This window comes from Paraburkholderia sp. J63 (genome assembly GCF_905220245.1).
GTDB lineage: Bacteria > Pseudomonadota > Gammaproteobacteria > Burkholderiales > Burkholderiaceae > Paraburkholderia.
Genome location: NZ_CAJMZF010000004.1, coordinates 101609 through 123526 on the forward strand (window position 1 = coordinate 101609; position 21918 = coordinate 123526).

20 protein-coding genes are annotated in these 21918 nt (G+C 65.3%); 15 read left to right on the forward strand and 5 right to left on the reverse strand.

What is annotated here, in order from left to right; genetic code table 11:
• Window positions 1-32: 32 nt before the first annotated feature.
• From U5775_RS06395 to U5775_RS06440, 10 genes are all read left to right on the forward strand, one after another.
• Window positions 33-1322, forward strand: a complete 1290-nt coding sequence (locus U5775_RS06395; protein ID WP_322057287.1) for a glycine betaine/L-proline ABC transporter ATP-binding protein — start codon at window positions 33-35, stop codon at window positions 1320-1322.
• Window positions 1319-2200 carry a proline/glycine betaine ABC transporter permease gene (locus U5775_RS06400; protein ID WP_322057288.1) on the forward strand — a complete coding sequence of 294 codons (882 nt, stop codon included), beginning with the start codon at window positions 1319-1321 and terminating at the stop codon, window positions 2198-2200. Before U5775_RS06395 ends, U5775_RS06400 begins: the two co-directional genes overlap by 4 nt.
• An 83-nt stretch (window positions 2201-2283) precedes the next feature.
• On the forward strand, window positions 2284-3168 hold the full coding sequence (locus tag U5775_RS06405; RefSeq protein ID WP_322057289.1) for a glycine betaine ABC transporter substrate-binding protein: 885 nt from the start codon (window positions 2284-2286) through the stop codon (window positions 3166-3168).
• A 118-nt stretch (window positions 3169-3286) separates the two neighbouring features.
• Window positions 3287-4582 (forward strand): serine hydroxymethyltransferase, encoded by a 1296-nt coding sequence (glyA, locus tag U5775_RS06410; RefSeq protein WP_322057290.1) that lies wholly within the window; start codon window positions 3287-3289, stop codon window positions 4580-4582.
• Window positions 4583-4640: 58 nt separating this feature from the next.
• Complete coding sequence (locus tag U5775_RS06415) at window positions 4641-5528, forward strand: dihydrodipicolinate synthase family protein (protein WP_322057291.1); 888 nt, start codon at window positions 4641-4643, stop codon at window positions 5526-5528.
• A 6-nt stretch (window positions 5529-5534) separates the two neighbouring features.
• Window positions 5535-6866 carry an FAD-binding oxidoreductase gene (locus U5775_RS06420; RefSeq protein WP_322057292.1) on the forward strand — a complete coding sequence of 444 codons (1332 nt, stop codon included), beginning with the start codon at window positions 5535-5537 and terminating at the stop codon, window positions 6864-6866.
• 17 nt (window positions 6867-6883) lie between these two features.
• On the forward strand, window positions 6884-8377 hold the full coding sequence (locus U5775_RS06425; RefSeq protein ID WP_322057293.1) for an aldehyde dehydrogenase: 1494 nt from the start codon (window positions 6884-6886) through the stop codon (window positions 8375-8377).
• Window positions 8378-8628: 251 nt separating this feature from the next.
• Entirely contained in the window at window positions 8629-9630 is a 1002-nt protein-coding gene (locus U5775_RS06430) for a LysR substrate-binding domain-containing protein (RefSeq protein WP_322057294.1), read from the forward strand.
• A gap of 184 nt (window positions 9631-9814) precedes the next feature.
• Complete coding sequence (locus U5775_RS06435; protein ID WP_415913525.1) at window positions 9815-10852, forward strand: GlxA family transcriptional regulator; 1038 nt, start codon at window positions 9815-9817, stop codon at window positions 10850-10852.
• A gap of 56 nt (window positions 10853-10908) precedes the next feature.
• Complete coding sequence (locus U5775_RS06440; protein WP_322057295.1) at window positions 10909-11121, forward strand: hypothetical protein; 213 nt, start codon at window positions 10909-10911, stop codon at window positions 11119-11121.
• Window positions 11122-11166: 45 nt separating this feature from the next.
• On the opposite strand, the gene U5775_RS06445 is transcribed toward U5775_RS06440, so the two are convergent.
• From U5775_RS06445 to U5775_RS06455, 3 genes are read right to left on the reverse strand one after another with little or no spacing between them, the layout of a single operon-like run.
• Complete coding sequence (locus U5775_RS06445) at window positions 11167-12252, reverse strand: porin (RefSeq protein WP_322057296.1); 1086 nt, start codon at window positions 12250-12252, stop codon at window positions 11167-11169.
• A 34-nt stretch (window positions 12253-12286) separates the two neighbouring features.
• The gene (locus tag U5775_RS06450; protein WP_322057297.1) at window positions 12287-13171 is read right to left on the reverse strand and encodes an alpha/beta hydrolase; all 885 of its coding nucleotides are present in this window, start codon (window positions 13169-13171) and stop codon (window positions 12287-12289) included.
• A 36-nt stretch (window positions 13172-13207) separates the two neighbouring features.
• Entirely contained in the window at window positions 13208-14494 is a 1287-nt protein-coding gene (locus U5775_RS06455) for an MFS transporter (protein ID WP_322057298.1), read from the reverse strand.
• A gap of 304 nt (window positions 14495-14798) precedes the next feature.
• Here U5775_RS06455 and U5775_RS06460 point away from each other — a divergent pair, with 304 nt between their 5' ends.
• Both U5775_RS06460 and U5775_RS06465 read left to right on the forward strand, forming a co-directional pair.
• Window positions 14799-15833, forward strand: a complete 1035-nt coding sequence (locus tag U5775_RS06460; protein ID WP_322057299.1) for a VOC family protein — start codon at window positions 14799-14801, stop codon at window positions 15831-15833.
• 144 nt (window positions 15834-15977) lie between these two features.
• Complete coding sequence (locus U5775_RS06465) at window positions 15978-17144, forward strand: NAD(P)/FAD-dependent oxidoreductase (RefSeq protein WP_322057300.1); 1167 nt, start codon at window positions 15978-15980, stop codon at window positions 17142-17144.
• A gap of 1 nt (window position 17145) precedes the next feature.
• Here the strand turns inward: U5775_RS06465 and U5775_RS06470 are convergent, their stop codons facing one another.
• Window positions 17146-18219: an AraC family transcriptional regulator gene (locus U5775_RS06470; RefSeq protein WP_322057301.1), complete on the reverse strand. Its 1074-nt coding sequence runs from the start codon at window positions 18217-18219 to the stop codon at window positions 17146-17148.
• Between the two features lie 351 nt (window positions 18220-18570).
• Here U5775_RS06470 and U5775_RS06475 point away from each other — a divergent pair, with 351 nt between their 5' ends.
• Window positions 18571-18834: an EF-hand domain-containing protein gene (locus U5775_RS06475; protein ID WP_322057302.1), complete on the forward strand. Its 264-nt coding sequence runs from the start codon at window positions 18571-18573 to the stop codon at window positions 18832-18834.
• A 13-nt stretch (window positions 18835-18847) separates the two neighbouring features.
• On the opposite strand, the gene U5775_RS06480 is transcribed toward U5775_RS06475, so the two are convergent.
• Window positions 18848-20119: a multidrug effflux MFS transporter gene (locus tag U5775_RS06480; protein WP_322057455.1), complete on the reverse strand. Its 1272-nt coding sequence runs from the start codon at window positions 20117-20119 to the stop codon at window positions 18848-18850.
• A 261-nt stretch (window positions 20120-20380) separates the two neighbouring features.
• On the opposite strand from U5775_RS06480, the gene U5775_RS06485 reads away from it, so the two are divergent.
• The gene (locus U5775_RS06485) at window positions 20381-21187 is read left to right on the forward strand and encodes a 2OG-Fe(II) oxygenase (RefSeq protein ID WP_322057303.1); all 807 of its coding nucleotides are present in this window, start codon (window positions 20381-20383) and stop codon (window positions 21185-21187) included.
• On the forward strand, window positions 21184-21906 hold the full coding sequence (locus U5775_RS06490; protein ID WP_322057304.1) for a 2OG-Fe(II) oxygenase: 723 nt from the start codon (window positions 21184-21186) through the stop codon (window positions 21904-21906). Before U5775_RS06485 ends, U5775_RS06490 begins: the two co-directional genes overlap by 4 nt.
• Window positions 21907-21918 lie beyond the last annotated feature (12 nt).

Sequence of the window (21918 nt, forward strand, 5' to 3'; positions counted from 1 at the left end):
AATTTTTTGAACCAGCCAGTTGGGAAGACAGAATGACCCCAAATCTGACGTTCGCGCCGAACGACGTGCTACCGCCAGGCGCAATCCATCCCACGGACACGGCCTCTGTGGCGCGGCCCGTCGCCGTGTCGGGCACCGATATCCTGACGGTCAAGAACCTCTCGAAGATCTTCGGCCCGAAGCCCGAGCTTGCCGCGCAACTGATCAAGCAGGGGCTCGGACGAGACGAAGTCTTCAAGCGCACCGGTAACATGGTGGCGGTCAACGACGTGAGCCTCAACGTCAGGGCCGGTGAGATTTTCGTCATCATGGGACTCTCGGGCTCCGGCAAGTCCACGCTCGTGCGGCTGCTCAACCGGCTGATCGAGCCGACCTCGGGCCAGGTCGTTCTCGAAGGCCGCGACATCGCGCCGATGTCGACGCTGGAGCTGCGCGAAGTCCGCCGCAAGAAAATGGCGATGGTGTTCCAGTCGTTCGCACTCCTCCCGAACCGCACGGTGCTCGACAATATTTCATATGGCCTCGAAGTGGCCGGCATGAAGAAGGCCGAGCGCTACGAAATCGCGCGGGCCGCACTCACGCGCGTGGGCCTGGGTTCGTATGAAAAGCTGCTGCCCGTCGAGCTTTCGGGCGGTATGCAGCAGCGCGTGGGCCTCGCGCGTGCGCTGGCGGTCAATCCCGCGGTGCTGCTGATGGACGAAGCGTTCTCCGCGCTCGATCCGCTGATCCGCTTCGAAATGCAAAGCGAGCTGCTGCGCCTCCAGAAGGAAGAGCAGCGCACCATCGTGTTCATTTCGCACGATATCGAGGAGGCCATCAAGATTGGCGGGCGCATCGGCATCATGAAGGACGGCTGCCTGATTCAGGTCGGCACGCCGGCCGAGCTCATCCAGTCGCCGGCGGACGACTACGTGCGGGACTTTTTCCGCCACGTCGACGTCTCGCGCTTCCTCAAGGCCCATAGCCTGCTGACCCGCGTCGAGCGCGGCCTGATTACCGCCGACATCGGCGCACCGGCCGAGCGCTACCTCAATCAACTGATCGACAGCGGCGTCGAGTGCGGCTACGTGTGCGACGAATCGGGCCGCTACCAGGGTTGCGTCACGCCCGCGTCGCTGCACAAGACCGGTGCACGGCCGCTGCGCGAAGCCTTGCTCCAGGACCTGAGCACGGTCTCGCTCGACACCGACCTGCACGAACTCAGCGCGATTGCGCTGGGCCAGCAGCACGACGTGCCGGTGACCGACTCGGCCGGCAAGCTCGCGGGCGTCGTGTCGTGCCGAACGATACTCAAGCAGGTTATGGAGCGGAGGGCAGCATGAATTCGTCGATCATCGGCCAGTTTGCAGAGAACGCGGTCAATTTCCTTTTCAATCATTTCCAGGGCGGCTTCAACGCGTTCTCGGCGGCACTGGGCGCCGTTGTCAAGCTGCTCGAAGACGGCCTCGGGGCGATTCCGTTCGTCGCCATGCTCGTCTTCCTCGTGGCGTTCGCCTTGTGGCGCCGCGGCATCGCGTTCGCGGTGTTCGTCGGCATCGCGCTGATGCTGATTCATTACATGGGCCTGTGGCCGCAAACCACTTCCACGCTGGCGCTCGTCGTGGCCGCGACATGCTTCAGTCTCATCGTCGGCGTGCCGCTCGGCATCTGGGGCGCCCGCAACAGGCGCGTGGAAGTGATCCTGCGCTCGCTGCTCGACTTCATGCAGACGATGCCGGCGTTCGTGTACCTCATTCCCGCCGTGATCCTGTTCGGCCTCGGCCGCGTGCCCGCGGTGATCGCCACTGTGGTGTTCGCGATGCCGCCCGTCGTGCGGCTCACGACGCTGGGCATCCGCCAGGTTCGCGAGGAGCTGCTGGAAGCGGGGCGCTCGTTCGGCAGCACCGACGCCCAGTTGCTCTGGAAGATCCAGTTGCCGAACGCGCTGCCCTCCATCATGGCCGGCGTGAACCAGACCATCATGATGTCGCTTTCGATGGTGGTGATCGCCTCGATGATCGGCGCCGGCGGGCTGGGCGAGTATGTGCTGAGCGGCATCCAGCGTCTGGACATCGGCATCGGTTTCGAAGGTGGCCTCGGCGTCGTGCTGCTGGCCATCGTGCTGGACCGCCTGACGGAAACGTTCGGCGTGAAGTCGAAGAAGAGGAGACCCGTCGCGAAGGCGGCAAAGGTGGGCGCCACCGACGCGGCACGTACCTGAGCAGTCCCGGCTCCATCTGAAATCACGGGGCCGACCTCTGCGCAGCGTTCGTAATGTCAATATAAATCTGGAGTCCTAATGTGATGAACAACATTCTTAAATCGCTCGTAGCCAAGGTGGCGATCTCGGCCGTGGTCGCCATGGGTATGGGCATGGGCGCCGGATCGGCCTCGGCCGCCGAGCCGATCAAGCTCGCGATCACCGACTGGGCCGACGTGCTGGCCACGGCCAACGTCGCCAAGTACGTGCTCGAGACCAGGCTGAACCAGCCGGTCAAGTTCGTCAATGCCGACATCGGCATCCAGTACCAGGGTGTGGCGCGCGGCGACCTCGACATCATGGTGGGCGGCTGGCTGCCGGTCACCCACGCGGTGTACTACGCCAAGTACAAGAACGATATGGATGACGTGGGCGTCATCTACACGGGCGGCCGCAACGGCTGGGCGGTGCCGGCCTATGTTCCGGAGTCCGAACTCTCGTCGATTGCGGACCTGAACAAACCGGATGTCAAAAGCAAGCTCAATAGCACGATCCAGGGCATCGGCCCCGGTTCGGGCCTGATGCAGGCCTCCGAGAAGACGGTGCAGGCCTATGGCCTGTCGGGCTACAACCTGCAATCGTCGAGCGAGGCCGGGATGCTGGCGGCCGTGTCGCGCGCGTATCAGCAGAAGCAATGGGTCGTGGCCACGGTCTGGAGCCCGCATTGGCTCTGGCAGAAGTGGCAGATGCGCTACCTGAAGGACCCCAAGGGGACTTTGGGCGGCGAGGAGCAGATCCACGCGTTCGCGTCCAAGCAGTTCGCCGGCAAGTTCCCGCGCGCCGATGTGTTCTTCAAGCACTTCAAGCTGACGCTCGCCGACGTCGAGGCCATCGAATTCGACGGCAACAGCACCAACGACTATGCGGCCGCCGCGAAGAAGTTCGTCGACGCGCACCCGGACAAGGTCAAGGCGTGGCTGCAGCAGTAACCGCGCAGTCACCCGTAACCGGAGTTTCATGGTCGTCGGGGCAGGAAAGGGCCGCTGCCCCGACGATGGTCGCAGTCTCGCAAGGCCTGCTTTACACGATTACTTCCTGGAGTGACCAGTGAGCGAAAACTCGTGCTTCTTTTCTGAAACGCTCCAGAGCCGTGACCCGGTCATTGCTTCGGAGATCGCGCTCGAATTGCGCCGGCAGCAAACGCAGATCGAATTGATCGCTTCCGAGAATATTGTTTCGGCCGCGGTGATGGAGGCGCAAGGAACGGTACTGACCAACAAGTACGCCGAGGGCTATCCGTCGAAGCGCTATTACGGCGGCTGCGAGCACGTCGACCGCATCGAGGCGCTCGCCATCGACCGCGTGAAGGCACTGTTCGACGCCGAATACGCGAACGTGCAACCGCATTCGGGCGCACAGGCCAATGGCGCGGTCATGCTCGCGCTCGTCAAGCCCGGCGAGACGGTCATGGGCATGTCGCTGGACGCGGGCGGCCACCTCACGCACGGCGCGCGTCCCGCGCTCTCGGGCAAGTGGTTCAACGCGGTGCAGTATGGCGTGAGCCCGCAGACGTACCGCATCGACTACGACGCCGTGCGCCGCCTTGCCCAGGAGCACCGCCCCAAGCTCATTATCGCGGGCTACTCGGCTTATCCGCGCGCGCTCGACTTCGCAGCGTTCCGCGAGATCGCGGATAGCGTGGGCGCGCTGTTGATGGTCGACATGGCGCATATCGCGGGCATCGTCGCGGCGGGACGCCACGAGAACCCGATCCATTACGCCGACGTGGTGACGTCGACCACGCACAAGACGTTGCGCGGCCCGCGTGGCGGCTTCATCCTCACCAATAACGGCGACATTGCGAAGAAGATCAATTCTGCCGTGTTCCCCGGCTTGCAGGGCGGCCCGCTCATGCACGTGATCGCGGGCAAGGCGGTGGCGTTTGGCGAAGCGCTGCGTCCGGAATTCCCGGCCTATATCGATCGCGTGCTGCGCAACGCCGAGGCGCTCGGCAACGTGCTGCAGTCGGGCGGGCTCTCGCTCGTCACGGGCGGCACCGACAACCACCTGCTGCTCGTCGATCTGCGCTCCAGAAAAATCACGGGGACGCAGGCCGAAAAAGTGCTCGAACGCGCGGGCATCACCTGCAACAAGAACGGCATTCCGTTCGACACGGAAAACCCGACCGTGACCTCGGGCATCCGGCTCGGCACGCCCGCTGGCACGACGCGCGGCTTCGGCACGGCGCAGTTCGAGCAGATCGGCGAAATGATTCTTGAAGTGTTGTCGGCGCTCGCGCGCGAGCCCGGCGGCGACGACCAGGTCGAGCGCGCGGTGCGCAGCCGCGTGAGAGAGCTGTGCAACCAGTTTCCGATTTATTCGCATGCGGACGCTTTGGCGTGACGTGATCGCGTAACGCGAGTGATTACCCGTTTCAGGATCGATAAAGAGAGGAATCCAAATGAGTTTCGAGGGCGTACATACTCCGCTGGTCACACCGTTCAAGGAAGACGGTGAAATCGACCATGCCTTGCTCGGCAAACACGCGCTGGATCTCGCCGGCCGCGTGGCCGGGCTCGGGATTGGCGGCACCACGGGCGAATACTACGCGTTGAGCTTCGATGAACGCGTGAAGACCTTCAACACCGTTGCCGAGGCCGCCGGCGGCAAGACGTATCTGACCGCGGGCATCAACGCGACCACCACGAGCGAAGTGATTCGCCTCGGCCAGGAAGCCAGGCGCGCGGGCTTGCAGGCCTTGCTGGTGGCCGCGCCGTACTATGCGCAGCCGACCCAGGAAGAACTGCTCGCCCATCTGCTGAAGGTGGACGACGCGCTCGACATGCCCGTCATGCTCTACAACTTCCCGGCCCGCACGGGAACGGAAATCAGCGATGGCGTGCTCGCAACGCTGCTCGAGCGTCCGAACTTCATGGCTATGAAGGAGAGCACCGGCGATATTTCGCATCTGCATTATCTGGTCACGCACCTCAAGGACCGGCTGGTGCTCAGTTGCGGGATGGACGACCAGGCGCTCGAATTCTTCGCGTGGGGCGCGAAGAGCTGGGTGGGCGGCGCGTCCAACTTCCTGCCCGAAGCGCACACGGCGCTCTTCGACGCCTGCGTGAAGCAGAACGATTTCGTGCTGGGCCGCAAGCTGATGGCGCAATTGCTGCCGGTGCTCGAACTGCTCGAGCGCAGCGGCAAGTTCATTCAATACGTTCGCTACGGCTGCGAACTCGCGGGGCTGCCCGTGGGCGTGGCGCGCGCACCGCTCGGCCCGCTCTCCGAGCAGGAGCGCAGCGCGTTTGCCCAGCTCGTGAAGCCGCTGATCCGCAACGCCCAATAACCGAACATGGTCTCGAACCTGGAATTCGCACGGTTTCCCGCGCCCGACGGCGTTAACGGGTGGTGGGAGACGCTGCCGGGCGCGACGCCGGCCCGCACGGTGTCGTCGGAGCATCGTTTCGATTGGGTCGTGGTCGGCGGCGGCATCACCGGACTGTGCGCGGCGCGCCGGCTCGCCGAGCTTGCGCCCGGGGCGTCGATCGCGCTCGTGGAGGCGGACCGCATCGGGCGCACGACGGCCGGACGCAATTCGGGGTTCTTCGTCGACCTGCCGCACGACATCAGCAGCGAAAGCTACTCGCGCAGCGTGGAAGAAGACAAGGCCGACGTGCGGTTCCAGCGGCACGGGATCGACTATGTGCGCTCGATCGTGCGCCAGCACGGCATCGATTGCGACTGGCGCGACGACGGCAAATTTCATGCGTCGGTCAACAGCAAGGGACTCGATGCGCTCACGCATTTCGCGGAGGGCCTGCGGCGCATCGACGAGGCCTTCGAGTGGCTCGATCAGCCGGCCATTCGCGCGGTAACGGGAACGGACTTCTATCAGGGCGCCTTGTTCACGCCGGGCTGCAGCACGGTGCAGCCCGCGGCGCTCATGCGTGGCCTCGCGGCCACGCAGCCGGACAACGTCAAGGTGTTCGAGCTGAGCGCGGTGACTGAAATCGAGCATCGCGGCGACGTGAAAGTGCTGCATTTCGCGGGCGGCAAGATCGTCGCGGGGCAGGTGATTCTTTGCACCAACGCTTATGCGGCGACGTTCGGCATTCACCCGAACGGCTTGCTGCCCGTTTATACGTTCGCGTCGATGACGCGCGAGATGAACGCGGCCGAGATCGAAAGGCTGGGCGGCACGCCCTCGTGGTCGCTGATTCCCGCGGACCCGATGGGCACGACCGTGCGCAGGCTAGGCACGAACCGTATTTGCGTGCGCAACCATTTCGCGTTCCGGCCGGGGCTGCAGGTGTCCCATGCCGATCTCACGAAGGCCAAGAGTCTGCATCAGCGCTCGTTCGACCGGCGCTTTCCCATGCTCAAGGGCGTCGAGCTTCAGTACACGTGGGGCGGCCCGCTATGCCTTTCCGCGAACAACGGCGCGCTGTTCGGGCGGCGCGAAGACGGCATCCTGGAAGCGGTCGGATGCAATGGCCTGGGACTGAGCCGGGGGTCTTCGTCGGGCAAGCTCATTGCCGAATATGCGCTGGGCCAGACCAACGAACTCGTGCGCCAATTGCTGAACCAGCCGCACCCGCGCTCGCTGCCGGTTCGGCCCATTGTGGACGTGGCGGTCTCGGCGACGATCTGGGCGAAGGAAATGTCGGCCGGGGCCGAGCTTTAATTCATTGGGGATACTAAATGACGACGCATCAGGAATGGAAGCAGAAGGCAGCGGCCTTGTCGCTGGACGGCCGGGCCTTCATCGACGGAGCGCGCTGCGCGGCGGCTTCGAGCGAAACCTTCGCCACGCTCAATCCCGCCTCGGGCCAGGCGCTGGCGGACGTGGCGAAATGCGGCGAGGCCGATATCGATCGCGCCGTCGTGGCGGCACGCAATGCGTTCGAATCGGGTGTGTGGTCGAAGGCGGCGCCGGCTCACCGGAAGGCGGTGCTGCTGCGCCTCGCGCAGCTGATCGACGAGCATGCCGAGGAACTGGCGCTGCTCGAAGCGCTGGAGGCGGGCAAGCCCATCGGCGAATGCCTCGGGCTCGATATTCCCGAGTCGGCAGCCTGCATTCGTTGGCATGCCGAAGTAACCGACAAGCGCTACGACGCGCTCTCGCCTTCGGGCGCTGATGTCGTCAGCATGATTACCCGCGAGCCGATTGGCGTGGTGGGCGCGGTGCTGCCCTGGAATTTTCCGGCGCTGATGCTCGCCTGGAAGCTCGGTCCGGCCTTGTCGGTCGGCAACAGCGTGATCGTGAAGCCCGCGGAGCAGACCTCGCTCTCCACGCTGCGCATCGCCGATCTCGCGCTGGAGGCCGGCGTGCCCGCAGGCGTGTTCAGCGTCGTGACGGGTTTCGGCGAGAGCGCGGGCCAGGCGCTGGGGCGCCATCCCGACGTCGACCTCGTGGCGTTCACGGGGTCGACTGCGACCGGCAAGCGCTTCCTCCATTATTCGGCGGACACCAACCTCAAGCGCGTGGTGCTCGAGTGCGGCGGCAAGAATCCGCAGCTCATTCTGCCCGACGTCGCGAATCTCGAGGCGGTGGCCGAACAGGCCGTGGCCGCCGCGTTCTGGAACATGGGCGAGAACTGTAGCGCGGGTTCGCGCATCATCGTTCCCGCGAGCCAGCGTGCCGAACTCGTCGAAAAAATTCAGGCCGTGCTCGCGGGCTGGAGGACCGGCGATCCGCTCGATCCCGAGGTGAAGCTCGGCGCGCTGATCGAGCAGAAGCACTACGAGAAAGTGCTCGCGCACATTGCGAAGGCGAAGGAGCAGGGCGCGCGCGTGGTTTGCGGAGGACGCGCCGCGCTGGTGGAAACCGGCGGCTGGTTCGTCGAGCCCACGATCTTCGATCAGGTGACGCCCGAGATGGACATCGCGCGCGAGGAAGTGTTCGGGCCCGTGGTCTGCCTGATCGACTACGAGGACGTGGAAGACGCGATCCGGATCGCCAACGATACCTGCTACGGGCTCGCCGCTTCGTTGTGGACCGATAACGTCAACAGCGCGCACAAGGTCGCGGCGCGCATCCGCGCGGGAACCGTCACGGTGAACTGCTTTGGCGAGGGAGACCTTTCGACGCCATTCGGCGGCTTCAAGCAATCGGGGTTTGGTGGGCGCGACAAGTCTGTCTATGCACACGATCAGTATTGCGAGCTCAAGACCACCTGGCTGAAGCTGGCCTGAACCCGCAACGATAAAAAACGCGAGCGGCCCGTCCGGGCCCGCTCGCATTCGGGCATTCCGCGCTTATCCAACCCCGAATATGGATTCCTCACTTGCCACCAGGCAAGCGGGCTCGCAAACTATTGTCATCCGGATCCCTTTACGGTTCGTGGCGGGATAAGCGCGCGTCGCCGGCGCGCAGCCTCGCCGCTCCAGCGGCGTTCGGCGCGCCATGCGAGCATCCGCGAGTTATCCGTCTTGAGAGCGCAGCCATGTTAAAGAAGCAACTATTCGCAGACCGACTGTTGGCCCAGATGCCGTCGCTCCGGGCACTCAGATGCTTCGTGACGGCCGCGAGATATGAAAGCTTCACGCAGGCGGCCGAGGTGCTCTGCGTGACGCAGGCCGCAATCAGCAGACAAATAAAAGAGCTCGAAGATTCGCTCGACGTCGCGCTGTTCGAGCGCACCGGCCGGCATATCGCGCTGACCGACGCGGGACGCATCCTCTACAACGCGTCGTATCTCTCGATCATGAATATCGCCGAGGCGGCGGAGGCGGTGCGCCGCACCGATCGGCACGCGTTGACGATCTGCGTTTCGCATACGTTCTCGGCGCTGTGGCTCTCGTCGCGGCTGCCCGCGTTTCGCGAGCGATTCCCCGATATCCGCCTCAACGTGATGGTCACCGAGCACTTCATGGAGCTCGACGAGCTCATGGAGCCCGACATCATCATCACGAAGATTCCGCCGCGCCAGCCGGAATACGAGGTCGAGCCCCTGTTTCATGACGTCGTTTATCCGGTCTGCAGCCCGTCGTTCCATGACCGGTATTTTCGCGGCAAGAAGCTCAAGCCGCTGGACCTGCTATCGCATCCCACGCTCAATCTCTCGTTGCTGGGCCGAGCCCAGGTTTGCGAGCACGTGGACTGGCGCGTGTGGCGCAACTGGTTTCAGCAGGGCGACGGCACCGATACGCTGACCGACAACCGGCATCTGGAGAGCAACGACTATCGGCTGCTCGTCGCGCAGGCGGAGGCCGGCGAAGGCACGCTGCTGGGCTGGCATCATCTGCTCCATCAGCAGATCGGGCAAGGGCGGCTGATCCGGCCCGTGCCCGACGCGCTCGTGTTTCGCGACCGCTATCACTATCTGGTGACCAACCGGAACGCGCGGCCGCGCACCGAATATATGCAGTTCAGGGACTGGCTAAGCGACGAGGCGAGTGCGATGATGCGCGACTGGGTGGATACCGGCGTGACGGTGACGGGGTAGCGAACGACGATGTCGAGTTTGCCCGCCCCGCCGGCGCCGGCGAAACCCGATTGTTTTCCATCGTCTTCGATTGTCTGGAATGCTTTGATGCAGGCGGCTCCCCATGATTGACCATCCGATTAACAGCGCGAATAACAGCGTAACCAACAGCGCGATTGATAGCGAGGCCGGCGCGCCGAAGCGGTTGCGCTTCGGCATCGTGCTGCTGCCCAACTTCACGCTGACCGCTTTCTCGGGCTTCGTGGACCTGCTGCGCCTCGCGAGCGACGAAGGCGATATGAGCCGGCCCGTGCGCTGCTCGTGGACCATCGTCGGCGAAAATCTCGTGCCCGTGCGGGCCAGTTGCGGTATTCAGATCACGCCGTGGTCGACGTTCAACGAGGCCGAGGCATTCGATTACGTGGTGATCGTGGGCGGACTGCTGCATTCGGGCCAGCCGGCCAGCGACGCGACCATCGCCTTCATTCGCGCGATGGCCGAAACACCGGCCACGCTCGTGGGCATTTGCACGGGCGCGTTCGCGCTCGTGCGGGCCGGCGTGATGAGCGGCTACCGGGTCTGCGTGAGCTGGTTCCACTACTGGGATTTCGTCGAGCGTTTCCCGCACGTCGACGAGCGTGATCTCGTGGCCGACCGGCTCTTCGTGATCGACCGGCGGCGCATTACCTGCTCCGGGGGCCGTGCGTCGATCGACGTGGCCGCGGCCATCCTGCTGCGCCATGTCGAGGCCACGATCGTCCGCAAGGCGCTGCGTATCCTGCTCGTGGACGACGCGCAGAAAGGCAACGCGCCGCAACCGCATCCGCCGGGGCTCGAACCCGCCACGCATCCCAAGGTCAGGCGCGCGATTCTGCTGATGGAGCAGCACATCGGCGAGCCGCTGAGCCTGCCGGAACTGGCGCGCCGGCTCGAAGTGTCGGTGCGGCAACTCGAGCGCCTGTTCACCACGGAAACGGGCCGCTCGCCGGGCGCCTATGCGAGGCAGATCCGGATCCGCATGGCCTCGTGGCTGTTGACGAGCTCGGACCGCACCGTGGCCGATATCGCCTCGTCGTGCGGCTTTTCCGATGCCTCGCATCTGGGGCGCGAGTTCCGCAAGGAGTTCGGCGAATCGCCCAATGAATATCGCACGACGCGGGTGCCGGCTGCGCAAGACGTGCACGGCGCACACGAGACGCGCGAAATGCACGAGGCGCTGCCCGGCTCCGCGCAAATCCCCTAAAATTCCCGATCATGACGATGCTGGAAGCGAGAACGAACATGAACATGAATACGAGCATGAACAGGGACAGAGCCGAGCACATTCTGATCGAGGCCGATTCCGTTGCCGAACTGGTGCTGGGCGGCTTCGAGATGACGATGGAAAGCGCCGAGGGACGCGCGCTCTACGATCGCGCATTCACGGCGTATGTGCGCAAAGAGATTGGCGATTTGCCGATGGCGTCGCTCTATGACGCGTTGAAAGCCTCGGCTGGCGCGTTGGCGTCGTAATTGACGGGCCATCGAATAAAAGATGGCCCGTTTGACGCCGTCTGCTTAAAAGAAGTGCTGAATACCGACCGCCACGCCCACCTGCGAGCTTCCCGAAGCCGGACCCGCACCGAGCAGCGAAGCCACGGCATTGGCGCCCGACGCGTGCTGATACATCGCCTGCTGATAGAGCACGGTGCGCTTCGATAGCGAATAAAGATTCGAGAGGCTCAGCGTCACCCAATGGCCGCCGTCGAGATTCTCGACCGAGCCGCCAAACCCGACCGTATCGACTTTTGCGAACGTATAGCTCGCGCCCGCATCGACGGTATTGGCATTCGTGCTTTGCCCCGGCATGTCGATGCGCGTTTGCGTGAACAGCGCGTGCAGCAGCCAGTTGCCGGGCGCATAGGTGCCGCCCACGCCCCAGTTCTGCACGCGGTCGGCCGTCATGCCTTGCGCGGGCAGCGGCGCGCCCAGCAATGACCGGAGCCCCACGAAGTCGACGAGTTCGAGAAAGCGGTTGTTTTCATTCGTATAAACCGCGCCCAGTTTCACCGGTCCATTTTTATATTGAACGGTAAAACCGTAATTGCGGCCTTCGGCGAAATTGCCGGGCTGATTGCCAAAGCCGAATTGCGCGCCAAATGAAACGCCGTACCAGGTCGGGCTCACGTATTTCGCCGAATTATCGAATTCGAACGTATTGGCGAGCTCGTCCAGATTGCCTTGATGGAACGTGTTGAATCCGCCGCCGATCCAGCCCGTGCTCATGGGCGAAAGCACGTCGAACATGAAGCTCGGCTGATGACCGAGCTTCAGCGTGCCGAACCGGTCCGACGAAAGTCCCACCGTGGCTTCGCGCTGGAAGATCTGGTTGGGAACCGTCAACTTGCCGCTGCTGGGCAGCCAGCCCGATTCGAGCCGGAAAATGGCCGAGAGTCCGCCGCCCAGATCTTCGGCGCCGGTGAGGCCGAAGAAGTCGGGAATGAAATTGCCGTCCTCGGTCGAATAAAGCTGTTTGCCGCCGACGTTGTTGAAGAACGCAACGCTGGTATCCAGATTGCCGTACAAGGTCACGCTGCTTTGCGCATGGGCGAGCGCGGTCGAACCGAGTGCGATTGCGCCAAGCGCTATCAAGCTCTTTTTCACGTGTGCTCCAGAGTGGGTTTGATTCGAATGGCGTCTACAGGGCGGGGCCTGCGTTGCTTGCGTTCGGTGTTCCGCTCACGATGCCGACGATCGATTCGAGCCACGCGTTGTCCGGCTCGCGAAACAGATCGAGGATGTCGTAGTGATGGCGGCCCGCAACGGGCGCGAGATGATGCACGCCCGGCCACTGGCGGCTCAACAGCGTGCGCTGCTCGTGAAAGCCGCGAGTTTCGCCTTCGCCCACGAGCGTATGGATGGGCGCATCGCTGTGACGCGCGAGGCGCGCGGGGCTCAGGCGCTGCGCGCTCGCCTCGTCGAGACCGAGCGCGCGGTTGATGCTCGTGTTCACGAGCGGCACGAGATCGAACACGCCGGAGAGCGCGATCGCGCCTCGCACCGGCGCGGCTACGTCGTTCATCGCGCCGTGCGTCGTCAGCATCATCGCGGCCAGGTGGCCGCCGGCCGAATGCCCCATGACGTAGAGGCGATTCGCGTCGATGCCGAAGCGCGCCGCGTGGCGGTGCAGCCAATGGAGTGCCTTGCGCGTTTGCGCGACCATCGTGTCGAGCGATGCGTCCGGCGCGAGCGCGTAGTTGTTGATCGCCACGGCGATGCCGCGCTGCACGAGCAGCGGCGCGACGAACGATACGTCGTGCTTGTCGCCGGCCTGCCAGTAGCCGCCGTGAATGAACAGCACGGCGGGCGCGGCGTGGCGCGCGGCGGGGAATACGTCGATCGACTCGTGCGCGGTCTCGCCGAAGCGCTCGTCCGCGCAATACGCGAGCGTCTCGCGCGCCTTCGCGGCATGGCGCTGCCAGCCGGCCATCAGCGCCAGCGCATCGGGGTGACGCGCGCGCAGGTTGTAATTCGCTTCGCAGTCCGCGGGCGTATCGCGCTCGGGCGGGGTGGGGTTGGGCATGCGCGTCTCCATGTTGGTTCGCGGGAACGCGGCGCGTCAATGAGCGATGGCCGCGGCCGGCACGGTGGCGCGCCTCGCGGCAATCGCGAGCAGCGCGACGAGGATCACGGCCTCGACCGCGACGAACGCCATGAACGCCGCCGTGAACGAATGCGCGAGATCGATCACCCAGCCCATCAGCGTCGGGGCGATGAACGTGGAGACGATGCCGCCGAGCTCCGCATAGCCGATGGCCGTAGCCGCGAGTTTTTCGCCATAGTTCTCGCTCACGAGGCTGAAGATCGCGCCGCCCGAGAGCACGACCACGCCGCTTGCGCCCGCGATGGCGAGCAGCATGCTCCACGACATCGCGTAGTGCGTGGCCGCCGCGAAGCTCAACGCCGAGAGCACCGAAAGCGCGGCGCCTAGCCGGATCATCGCGATGCGCGACATGCGGTCCGAAAGCCAGCCGCCCACGAGCAGGAACACGACCTGGGAGAGCCCCATCAGCGTGCCGATCAGCGCGGCGTTGCGCACGGGCATGCCCTGTTGCGCGATGAACGCGGGCACGACCCAGGTGGCCGTGGCGGCGAGCGCGAACGTGTCGCCGAAAATGGCGAGCCAGCCGATATAGATCCAGCGCTTGCGGAAGATCTGCGAGAGCGCGAGCTCGCCGCCGTGATGCGCGGACTCGGCGCCGGCGGGCACGTCGCGCTGCCAGCGAAAATCGGTGAAGCCGATTTCCTGCGGACCGCCCTTGATGGTCAGCATGCCGATCACGCCGACGAGCAGCGTGAGGCAGCCCAGCGAAACGAGGAACGCGCGCCAGCCGAGCGAGACGGCCATCGGAATGCCCACCGCGAAATCGAGTGTGATGGCAAGGCTGAACGCGGCGAGCAGCATGCCCATGGTGGCGCCGTGGCGCTCGGTGGGAAACCAGCCGACGATCAGCTTCATGGTGCCGACCCAGACGGCCGCATCGAAAAAGCCGATCAGCAAACGCGCGCCGACGATCTGCGCGAAGTCGCCCGCCGCGGCCTGCGCGAGCATGAACACGCCGGTGCCGAGCAGGCCGATCGCGAACAGCTTGCGCGCCGACCATCTGCGTGCGAACGGCGACCAGAACAGCATGCCGATGCAATAGGTGATCGCGAAGGCGCCCTGCACGAAGCCGGCTTCGGTCGGGCTCAGATGGAGCGTCTGCGAAACGAAGGTCATCACGGCGGCGAAGCCGTACCAGTCGCCGGCGAGGAACAGTTCGCCCAGAATGCCGATGGCGAGCGCATAGCATTGCCAGTTGCGTATCGCACGGCGCTCGGCCGGGCTGGTTTGCGTCCAAAGCATGTCGAGTCTCCTGGTCGTAGCGGTGGGGTGAACGCATTGTTGGGCAACGAAACGCTTGCCGCAGTCCGGAAAATGACGCGGACATCCGATTCCCGCATCGAATTGCAGCCGCATGGTCACGGCGGTTTCGCGCGTCGATAAGATCGGCTCAAGCCTTGCCGCCAGGCGCGTTCACCGCGCTGCGGGCAGGCCAGCACCCGACTTCGCCGGTCCGCGCGCTTTGCATGCGCTTTTGCGCGCCCGCACGTTGCGCGCGGACGGATCGACCCTTTCCCGAGCAGTTTCCCGAGCAGGAGCGCCATTCATGACTTCAACGCTGTCCCCCGCCGTGTCCTCTGCCGTCTCCGCGGCTTCGTCCGCCGTGCCCGATGCCGCGCATGGCCCTTTCTTCGCGCCGCGCCGCCTCGGCCACGTCAATCTGTGGGTCGACGATCTCGGCCGGTCCGAGGCGTTCTATCGCGACGTCTGCGGCCTGAACATCGAGTTCTGGGAGCCCGATCTGCAGGCGACGTTTCTGGGCACGGGCCACACGCCGCACGATCTCGGCATGATGAAGACGACGGGCGGCGTGGACCGCTACGGGCGCAACGGCCTGCTGCAACTGCCCGGCACCATTGGCCTCGCACCGGGCCTCAATCATCTCGCCTGGGAGCTGGAGAACGAGGCGGAACTAGTGGACGCCTGGCGACGGCTCAAGGTGGCGGGCGTGCCGCTCGATCTGACCGTCGATCATCAGGTCGCGCACAGCGTCTACGTATTCGACCCCGATCGCAACTACAACGAGTTCTATTGCGACACGGTGAAGGACTGGCGCACGGTGCTCAACGGCGAGATGGAACTGCTCACGAGCGTCTGGGACCCGGCCGCGCAAGCGCCTTCCGCGCAGGGGCTTTACGACGATGCGCCCGTGCTGCGCCACGTCGAGGGCGCGGCCGTGCATCCGCGCCGGATCACGCACGCGGTGCTCGTGACCGCGCAGTTCGATGCGATGCTCGACTTCTATACGTGCATCGGCGGCCTGCGCGTGGTGCACCGCGAGCCCGGCGCGGCGTGGCTCGGCGCGAACCACGCGGGCTATCCGTACAACCTCGTGCTGGTCGAAGGCGATATGGCCGGCTACCATCACGCGTCCTTCGAGCTCGCGGACGAAGCGAGCCTCGACGCCGCGCTCGACGCGCTGCGCGAACGCGGCATCGCCCCGTTGCGTATCGTCGATATGCCGGGCAAGCGCGCGTTTTTTCTCACGGACCCCGACGGCCAGTGCAGCGAGTGGTACGTGCGCCGCGAGGGCTTCGCCAGCGTGCCGCGCGGCGCGGCCGACGCGCCCTGGCTCGTGTGAGCCGCGGCCACGCAACGACATACCCCTTCGCGCCACGCATTCACGCAAGCGCGCATTCACGCAGCCGCACGCAATGCACCTGATGCACGTAACGCAGGCCATGCAGGCAACGCAAGAAGCACAACAGATACGGAGATCACCATCATGAGCAAGACACTGTCGGCCATCATCGCGGGCGGAGGGCTCGGCGGCCTCGCCACCGCAGCCGCGCTCGCGCAGCGCGGCTGGGACGTGACCGTCTACGAACGGCAGTCGGCGCTGCGCGCCTCGGGCTCGGGCATCTATATCTGGGAGAACGGGCTGCGCGTGCTCGAAGCGCTCGGCGCCTATGACGACGCGGTGCTGGGCGCCTTCGAAGGCCGCGCGTTCGAGCAGCGCGACAAGCACGGCGCCGTGATCGACTCGGCGCCGGTCGGCGCGAAGAGGCGGCTCATCACGGTCAAGCGCAGCCAGTTGCTCGACGCGCTGCGCGACGCGGCGCTGCGCGCGGGCGTGAAAGTGGTCACGTCTTCGGAGGTGATCGGCGCGACGCCGCGCGGCGAGCTGCGCTTCGCCAATGGCGACATGGCGCGCGCGGATCTCGCGGTGGGCATCGACGGTATCTGGTCGCGCGTGCGCGAGGCGCTCGGCCTCGAGACGTTTCATCAGCAGACGGCCGAAGGCGCGCTGCGCACCGTGATCGAGCGGCGCCCCGGCGACATTCCCGACGAGGACGCGGGCAAGTACATCGAGAACTGGAACGGCGAGCGGCGCTTTCTCATCACGCCGATCAACGAGACGCAGATCTATCTCGCGCTGACCTGTCCCGAGCGCGATCGCGCGGCACGCGATACGCGCATCGACAAGGTGCTATGGAGCGCTGCGTTTGCGCGCTGGGCGCATCTGATCGACCGCATTGGCGCCGAGGTGAGCTGGGGTGTCTACAGCATCATCCAGTGCAGCGCGTGGTCGGCGGGACGCACGGCGATTCTCGGCGACGCCGCGCATGCGCAGCCGCCCAATCTGGGCCAGGGCGGCGGCATGGCGATGCAGAACGGCCTCGCGCTCGCGTGCGCGCTCGAAGGCATCGACCACGCCGAGGCCATTCCCGCCGCGCTCGAAGCGTGGGAAGCGCGCGAGCGTCCGCTCGTCGATCATTGCCAGAAGTGGTCGACGCTCTATGGCGAAGTGGCGTTCCTGCCCGACGAAGTGCGGACCTCGACGATTCGCGCGGCCATGAGCCATCCGTGGGTGATCGAGCAGATCAATCGCGCGGCCCACCACGCGCCTACCGGCACGGGCGAACGCGTTCCCAGCGTCAGCTCGTTTTGACTCAGCCTCCGCCTGCTTTGACGGGCTGGCGGGGCGGCGCGCCGGCGTCGGCGCGGCTGCGCCGCAGCGTGTCCTGCGGGCGCTCGCCAAAGCGCTCGCCGTAATACTGCGCGAAGCGGCCGTAGTGAAAGAAGCCCCATTGCATGGCGAGCTGCGTGAGGCTCTCGGCGTGGGGCGCGCCTTCGAGCAGCGCTTCGCGCACGCGATGCAGGCGCAGCTCGCGCAGATAGCCCATCGGCGTTTGATCGTAAGTGCTCCGAAACGCATTGAAGAGCGCGCGTGCGCTCACGCCCACGGCTTCGGCAAGCGACTCGACGGTGACGGGCTCGGCCGCATGCGCCTCGAGATAATCGACGGCGCGCCGCACGTAGGCCGGCGCGACCGCGGGCAGCGCGTGCGTGAGCGCGAAGCGGTGCGAAAGATTGTGCGGATGCGCGTAGAGCAGCGCATCGATCAGCATCTGCTCGATGTGCGCGCAGTAAATGGCGTTGTCGAGCAGTTCGGGAAACGTCTCGCTGCCGTCGATCGCGTGACGCAGCGTGCTCATCCACGCGCGGCCCGCGTGGCCGTTGAGGTCGAGGCCCAGGTCGAAGCTGACCGGCTCGCGCGCCTGGCAGCCCAGATGCGCCGCGCAGGTGCGATCGATGAGCTGCTGGTCCACTTTCACGATCAACTGCGAGAGCGAGGGCGCGAGGTCGAGATGCACGGGCTTGCCCGGCGACATGACCACGGCGTGCGCGGTGTCGCCGTCGAGCGATTCGCGCCCGCACCGGTAGCGCCCGGCTCCGCGCAATGGAATCTCCACGAGCACGAAGCCTTCGAAGCAATCCGGCTCGACTTTCACCTGCGCACCATATTCGAGCATGTGCAGCGAGATACGCCCCAGTTTCTTCGAATAGAGGTGCGTATTGAGTGCGCGCTCGGGATCGCGCAGCGTCATCGCATGCGGCTTGAACGCGCGTCCAACGACTTCGGTCACCTGATCGAAATCCTGCGCGCCGCTCAATTCGCGGTGCCAATGATTCAGGCCGGGCTGCTCGGCATTCGACGCGAAATGTGGGTGAGAGGCGAGCATTGCAATGTCGGGAAGAGCGAAAGGCGAACAGCGCGACGGCTATGTCGGGTGGGTGCAGCGGATGCCGTGCGAGTCGATGCAAGAAAGAGGCCAGCCGCTCAACTGGCCCGCATGTCTGCAATTATTGACAGTCTCGCGGTGCGAGATATTGGGGGAAGTCCTTAGCGGCGCGCGTTTGCGGCCGATGCAATCGAGGGCGCGCCTGGACGAAGGCACCCGATCGCGAAGAGGCGGGCGTGACATATCCCGACATCTATTTCCAGCGATGCGCGAGGTCCGCGGCCCTTACACTTGCACGGCAAGCGCAGGTTCAAGCAGGGTTCAATTGTTGAACCGCAGCCTCGTTAATTCATGGAGAGCAAGATGAAACGCATTTGTCTGATGATCGTGGTGACGCTGATGGCGACATCCGCGTTCGCGCAGGACGCCCGGATGCAGCAGCTTCAGTCCCGCTTCGCAGCGGCCGATGCCAACCACGACGGCAAGCTCACCCTGGCTGAGGCGCAGGCCGGCATGCCGCTCGTCGCCAAGCATTTCGATCAGATCGACGCAGCCCACAAGGGCTATGTGACGCTCGACGAGATCGAGAAATTCGCGGCAAAGCGGGCGCAATGAAATCCCGCTTCGCTTACGCCGCCTCCTCACGCGCCTCGCGCCCGCTCGCGACCGCCTCGGCCTGCATCCGCTCCAGATAGCGCAGCAGCTTCGTCACCATCACGACGACCGTGAGCGCGAGGACCACGAAGAACATGGCGAGCGGCGTGAGCACGTGCACCGAGACGAATCCCGCGAGCCCCATCATCGCCGACGAGACGAGCAGCAGCGCGCACCCGAGTATCGCGCTCGTGAGGCCCGCGATGTGCGGGAACAGCGAATTGCCCTTGGCCATCAGCGTGGGATACATCGCGCCCGCGCACAGGCCCATCACGAGCACCGGCGTCGCGAGCGTCCAGACTTGCAGGCCCACGGTGAGCGAGAGCAGGAGCATCGCAATCGCGGCGCCCGCCATCACGCGCGCGCCGATCTGCAGCCGCCGCTCGGCGCTCGGCAGGCCCGGGCCGTGCAGCCGGTTCGAGAGGCCGCCAAGAAAATACATCATGCCGATCCCGAGCGCGAGATAGCCGAAATAGGTCGGCGGCTTGTGCAGCGTGTTCAGCACCATGAACGGCCCGACGATATTGAACACGAGCAGGATGCTGTAGCAGAGCCCCTGCGCGAGAAAGCAGCTCTGGAACACCGGGCTCGCCAGCACCTTGCCCGCGTTCGTCATGAGCGTGCGCAGCTCCAGATGCACGGGCTGCGGCAGGGTCTCGCGATAGCGCCAGAGCAACGCCCACATCGCGATCGAATAGAGCAGCAGGAACACGAGGCAGGCCTTCCAGCCGAACCAGGTCTGCAGATGCGCGCCGATCACGGGCGCGACGATTGGTGCGAGTCCCCACGTGATCGACATATAGGTGAACGCATGCATCAGCGCCTTGCCGCGAAACGTATCGGTGATGATGGCCTTCGCGAGCAGGTTCGTGGTGGCGATCCCGAAGCCCTGCAGGCAGCGCGCCAGCACGAACGTCTCCAGATTGGGCGCGCCGAGCGAGAGCACGCAGCCGATCGTATAGAGCACGAGCCCGAACGCGAGCACGCGCTTGCGCCCGTAGGCGTCGGCAATGGGACCGAAGACGAGCTGGCCGAGCGCGTAGGCGGCCATGTAGCCGGAAACGCTCGACTGGATCGCTTGCGGCGAGGTCGCGAAGTAGCGCGCCATCGCGGGCAGCGCGGGGACGTAGATGTCGATCGCGAGCTGCCCCGCGGATGCGTACAGGCAGATCAGGGCCAGCAGGAAGCGCGGCGAATTGGTTGCGCGCGCAAGCGTCGCCGCGCGGTTGGAAGACGGGTTGGTCATGACGGAAGTAGAGATCTGCACATCGAATTCGGCGCGCGGGGGCTTGCAACTCGCGGCCATGCTGCCCGGGTTCGGGTAGTGGCGCCTGACGGCGTTCGAATTCCAGCGGGCCATCATACTAGCATTCTCGCTTGTTCGTGACCGGGAGCCGCGGCCGGCAGCGGCGCTGCACGCAGGGAATTGCAGCGCAAGGTGCGGAGTTTCATGCGGCCGGGGTGGCGCTAGACTGGACTTGTCCGATTTTTTCACCGGGAACAGGCGATGGACGATGCAAAGCGGGTTGAAGCGAGCGGTGTCGGGAACGGGGAGACGAGCGCGAATACGAACCCTCGGCCGAATTGGGACGCGATCTGGACGGACGCGGCTGCCTCGCTCGATCGTTACGGCAATGCGGTGCTGCCTTCGGTACTCCATGCGGGTCAGTGCGAGCGGCTTGCCGCGCTCTATGCACGCGAGGAGGGCTTTCGTTCGCGCATCGTGATGGCGCGTCACAACTTCGGGCGCGGCGAGTACAAGTATTTCGCCTACCCGTTGCCGCCCTTGCTCGAACGCCTGCGCCACGCGCTGTACCGGCGTCTCGCACCCATCGCCAACCGCTGGAACCGGCAAATGGGGCTCGACGTGCAATATCCGGCCGAGCTCGATGCCTTTCTCGCGCGCTGTCACGCGGCGGGGCAGACGCGGCCCACGCCGCTCATGCTCCGCTATCGCGCGGGCGACTATAACTGCCTGCATCAGGACCTCTATGGCGACCACGTGTTTCCGCTCCAGGTGGCGATCCTGCTTTCGGCGCCGGGCGAGGACTTCACGGGCGGCGAATTCGTCATGACCGAAACGGGCAGCCGCGCCCAGCATGCCGATGTGGTCGCATTGGGGCAGGGCGATGCGGTGGTGTTCACCGTGAACCAGCGGCCAGCCGCCGGGAAACCGGCGAGAGGGCGCGCGAGCACGCCGAGGGTGGCGATGCGCCACGGCGTGAGCGTCGTGCGCAGCGGCACGCGGCACACGCTCGGGCTGATCTTTCACGACGCGCGCGAGCCGTCGGCATCGGCATCGGAGGCGGTATGAATGCGCGCGCGATGATCGAGCGTTTCGATGCGGGCGCGATCGGCGCGCAACTGGACGCCGAAGGCTATGCCGTGCTGCCCCGGTGCTTCGATCCGCACGAAGCGCGCGCGCTGGCGCGGTTATTCGATGAACGGGCCGCCGAGCCGTGCGAGGGCGGGCGCATGCCGGCCAGCGCAGTATGGACGGAACCCGGCACCGGCGAGCGGCTCGATTTCAACGACGATTTGCCGCCGCTCCTGCACGCGTGGCGCGCGGCGCTCTATCGCTGGCTCGTGCCCGTGGCGAACCGCTGGCACGCGCTCGCGGGCCTCGACTCGCGCTTTCCCGACGAGCTCGACACGTGGCTCGATGCGAACCGCCGCGCCGGTCAGCATCGGCCGCAATCGCATTTGAGCCGGCTGCGCGAGGGCGATCGCCTCGCGCTGCATCGTCACGAAGAGGGAGAGCAGGTGTTTCCGCTGCAGGTGGTGGCGCTCTTGAGCGAACCGCAGCGGGACTTTTCGGGCGGCGAATTCGTGATGACCGAGCAGCGTCCGCGCATGCAGTCGCGGCCGATGGTCGTGCCGCTCGCGCTCGGCGACGCCGCCATCATCGCGACCGCGCAGCGCCCGGTTGAAGGCGTGCACGGCCATTACCGCGTCAAGCTCAAGCACGCGGTTAGCCGCGTGCGGGGCGGCGAGCGCGTCGGGCTTGAGTTGCTCTTTCACGACGCGCCGTGAATTCGCGGGGTC

Bases quoted from the DNA above. Each gene is read 5' to 3' on its own strand.
- U5775_RS06460 (WP_322057299.1), top strand. From the start codon at position 14,799: ATGACTTCAACGCTGTCCCCCGCCGTGTCCTCTGCCGTCTCCGCGGCT.
- U5775_RS06480 (WP_322057455.1), bottom strand. From the start codon at position 20,119: ATGACCAACCCGTCTTCCAACCGCGCGGCGACGCTTGCGCGCGCAACC.
- U5775_RS06440 (WP_322057295.1), top strand. From the start codon at position 10,909: ATGAACAGGGACAGAGCCGAGCACATTCTGATCGAGGCCGATTCCGTT.
- U5775_RS06395 (WP_322057287.1), top strand. From the start codon at position 33: ATGACCCCAAATCTGACGTTCGCGCCGAACGACGTGCTACCGCCAGGC.
- U5775_RS06430 (WP_322057294.1), top strand. From the start codon at position 8,629: ATGTTAAAGAAGCAACTATTCGCAGACCGACTGTTGGCCCAGATGCCG.
- U5775_RS06450 (WP_322057297.1), bottom strand. From the start codon at position 13,171: ATGCCCAACCCCACCCCGCCCGAGCGCGATACGCCCGCGGACTGCGAA.
- U5775_RS06415 (WP_322057291.1), top strand. From the start codon at position 4,641: ATGAGTTTCGAGGGCGTACATACTCCGCTGGTCACACCGTTCAAGGAA.
- U5775_RS06475 (WP_322057302.1), top strand. From the start codon at position 18,571: ATGGAGAGCAAGATGAAACGCATTTGTCTGATGATCGTGGTGACGCTG.
- U5775_RS06405 (WP_322057289.1), top strand. From the start codon at position 2,284: ATGAACAACATTCTTAAATCGCTCGTAGCCAAGGTGGCGATCTCGGCC.
- U5775_RS06470 (WP_322057301.1), bottom strand. From the start codon at position 18,219: ATGCTCGCCTCTCACCCACATTTCGCGTCGAATGCCGAGCAGCCCGGC.
- U5775_RS06485 (WP_322057303.1), top strand. From the start codon at position 20,381: ATGGACGATGCAAAGCGGGTTGAAGCGAGCGGTGTCGGGAACGGGGAG.
- U5775_RS06420 (WP_322057292.1), top strand. From the start codon at position 5,535: ATGGTCTCGAACCTGGAATTCGCACGGTTTCCCGCGCCCGACGGCGTT.
- U5775_RS06455 (WP_322057298.1), bottom strand. From the start codon at position 14,494: ATGCTTTGGACGCAAACCAGCCCGGCCGAGCGCCGTGCGATACGCAAC.
- U5775_RS06490 (WP_322057304.1), top strand. From the start codon at position 21,184: ATGAATGCGCGCGCGATGATCGAGCGTTTCGATGCGGGCGCGATCGGC.
- U5775_RS06425 (WP_322057293.1), top strand. From the start codon at position 6,884: ATGACGACGCATCAGGAATGGAAGCAGAAGGCAGCGGCCTTGTCGCTG.
- U5775_RS06465 (WP_322057300.1), top strand. From the start codon at position 15,978: ATGAGCAAGACACTGTCGGCCATCATCGCGGGCGGAGGGCTCGGCGGC.
- U5775_RS06400 (WP_322057288.1), top strand. From the start codon at position 1,319: ATGAATTCGTCGATCATCGGCCAGTTTGCAGAGAACGCGGTCAATTTC.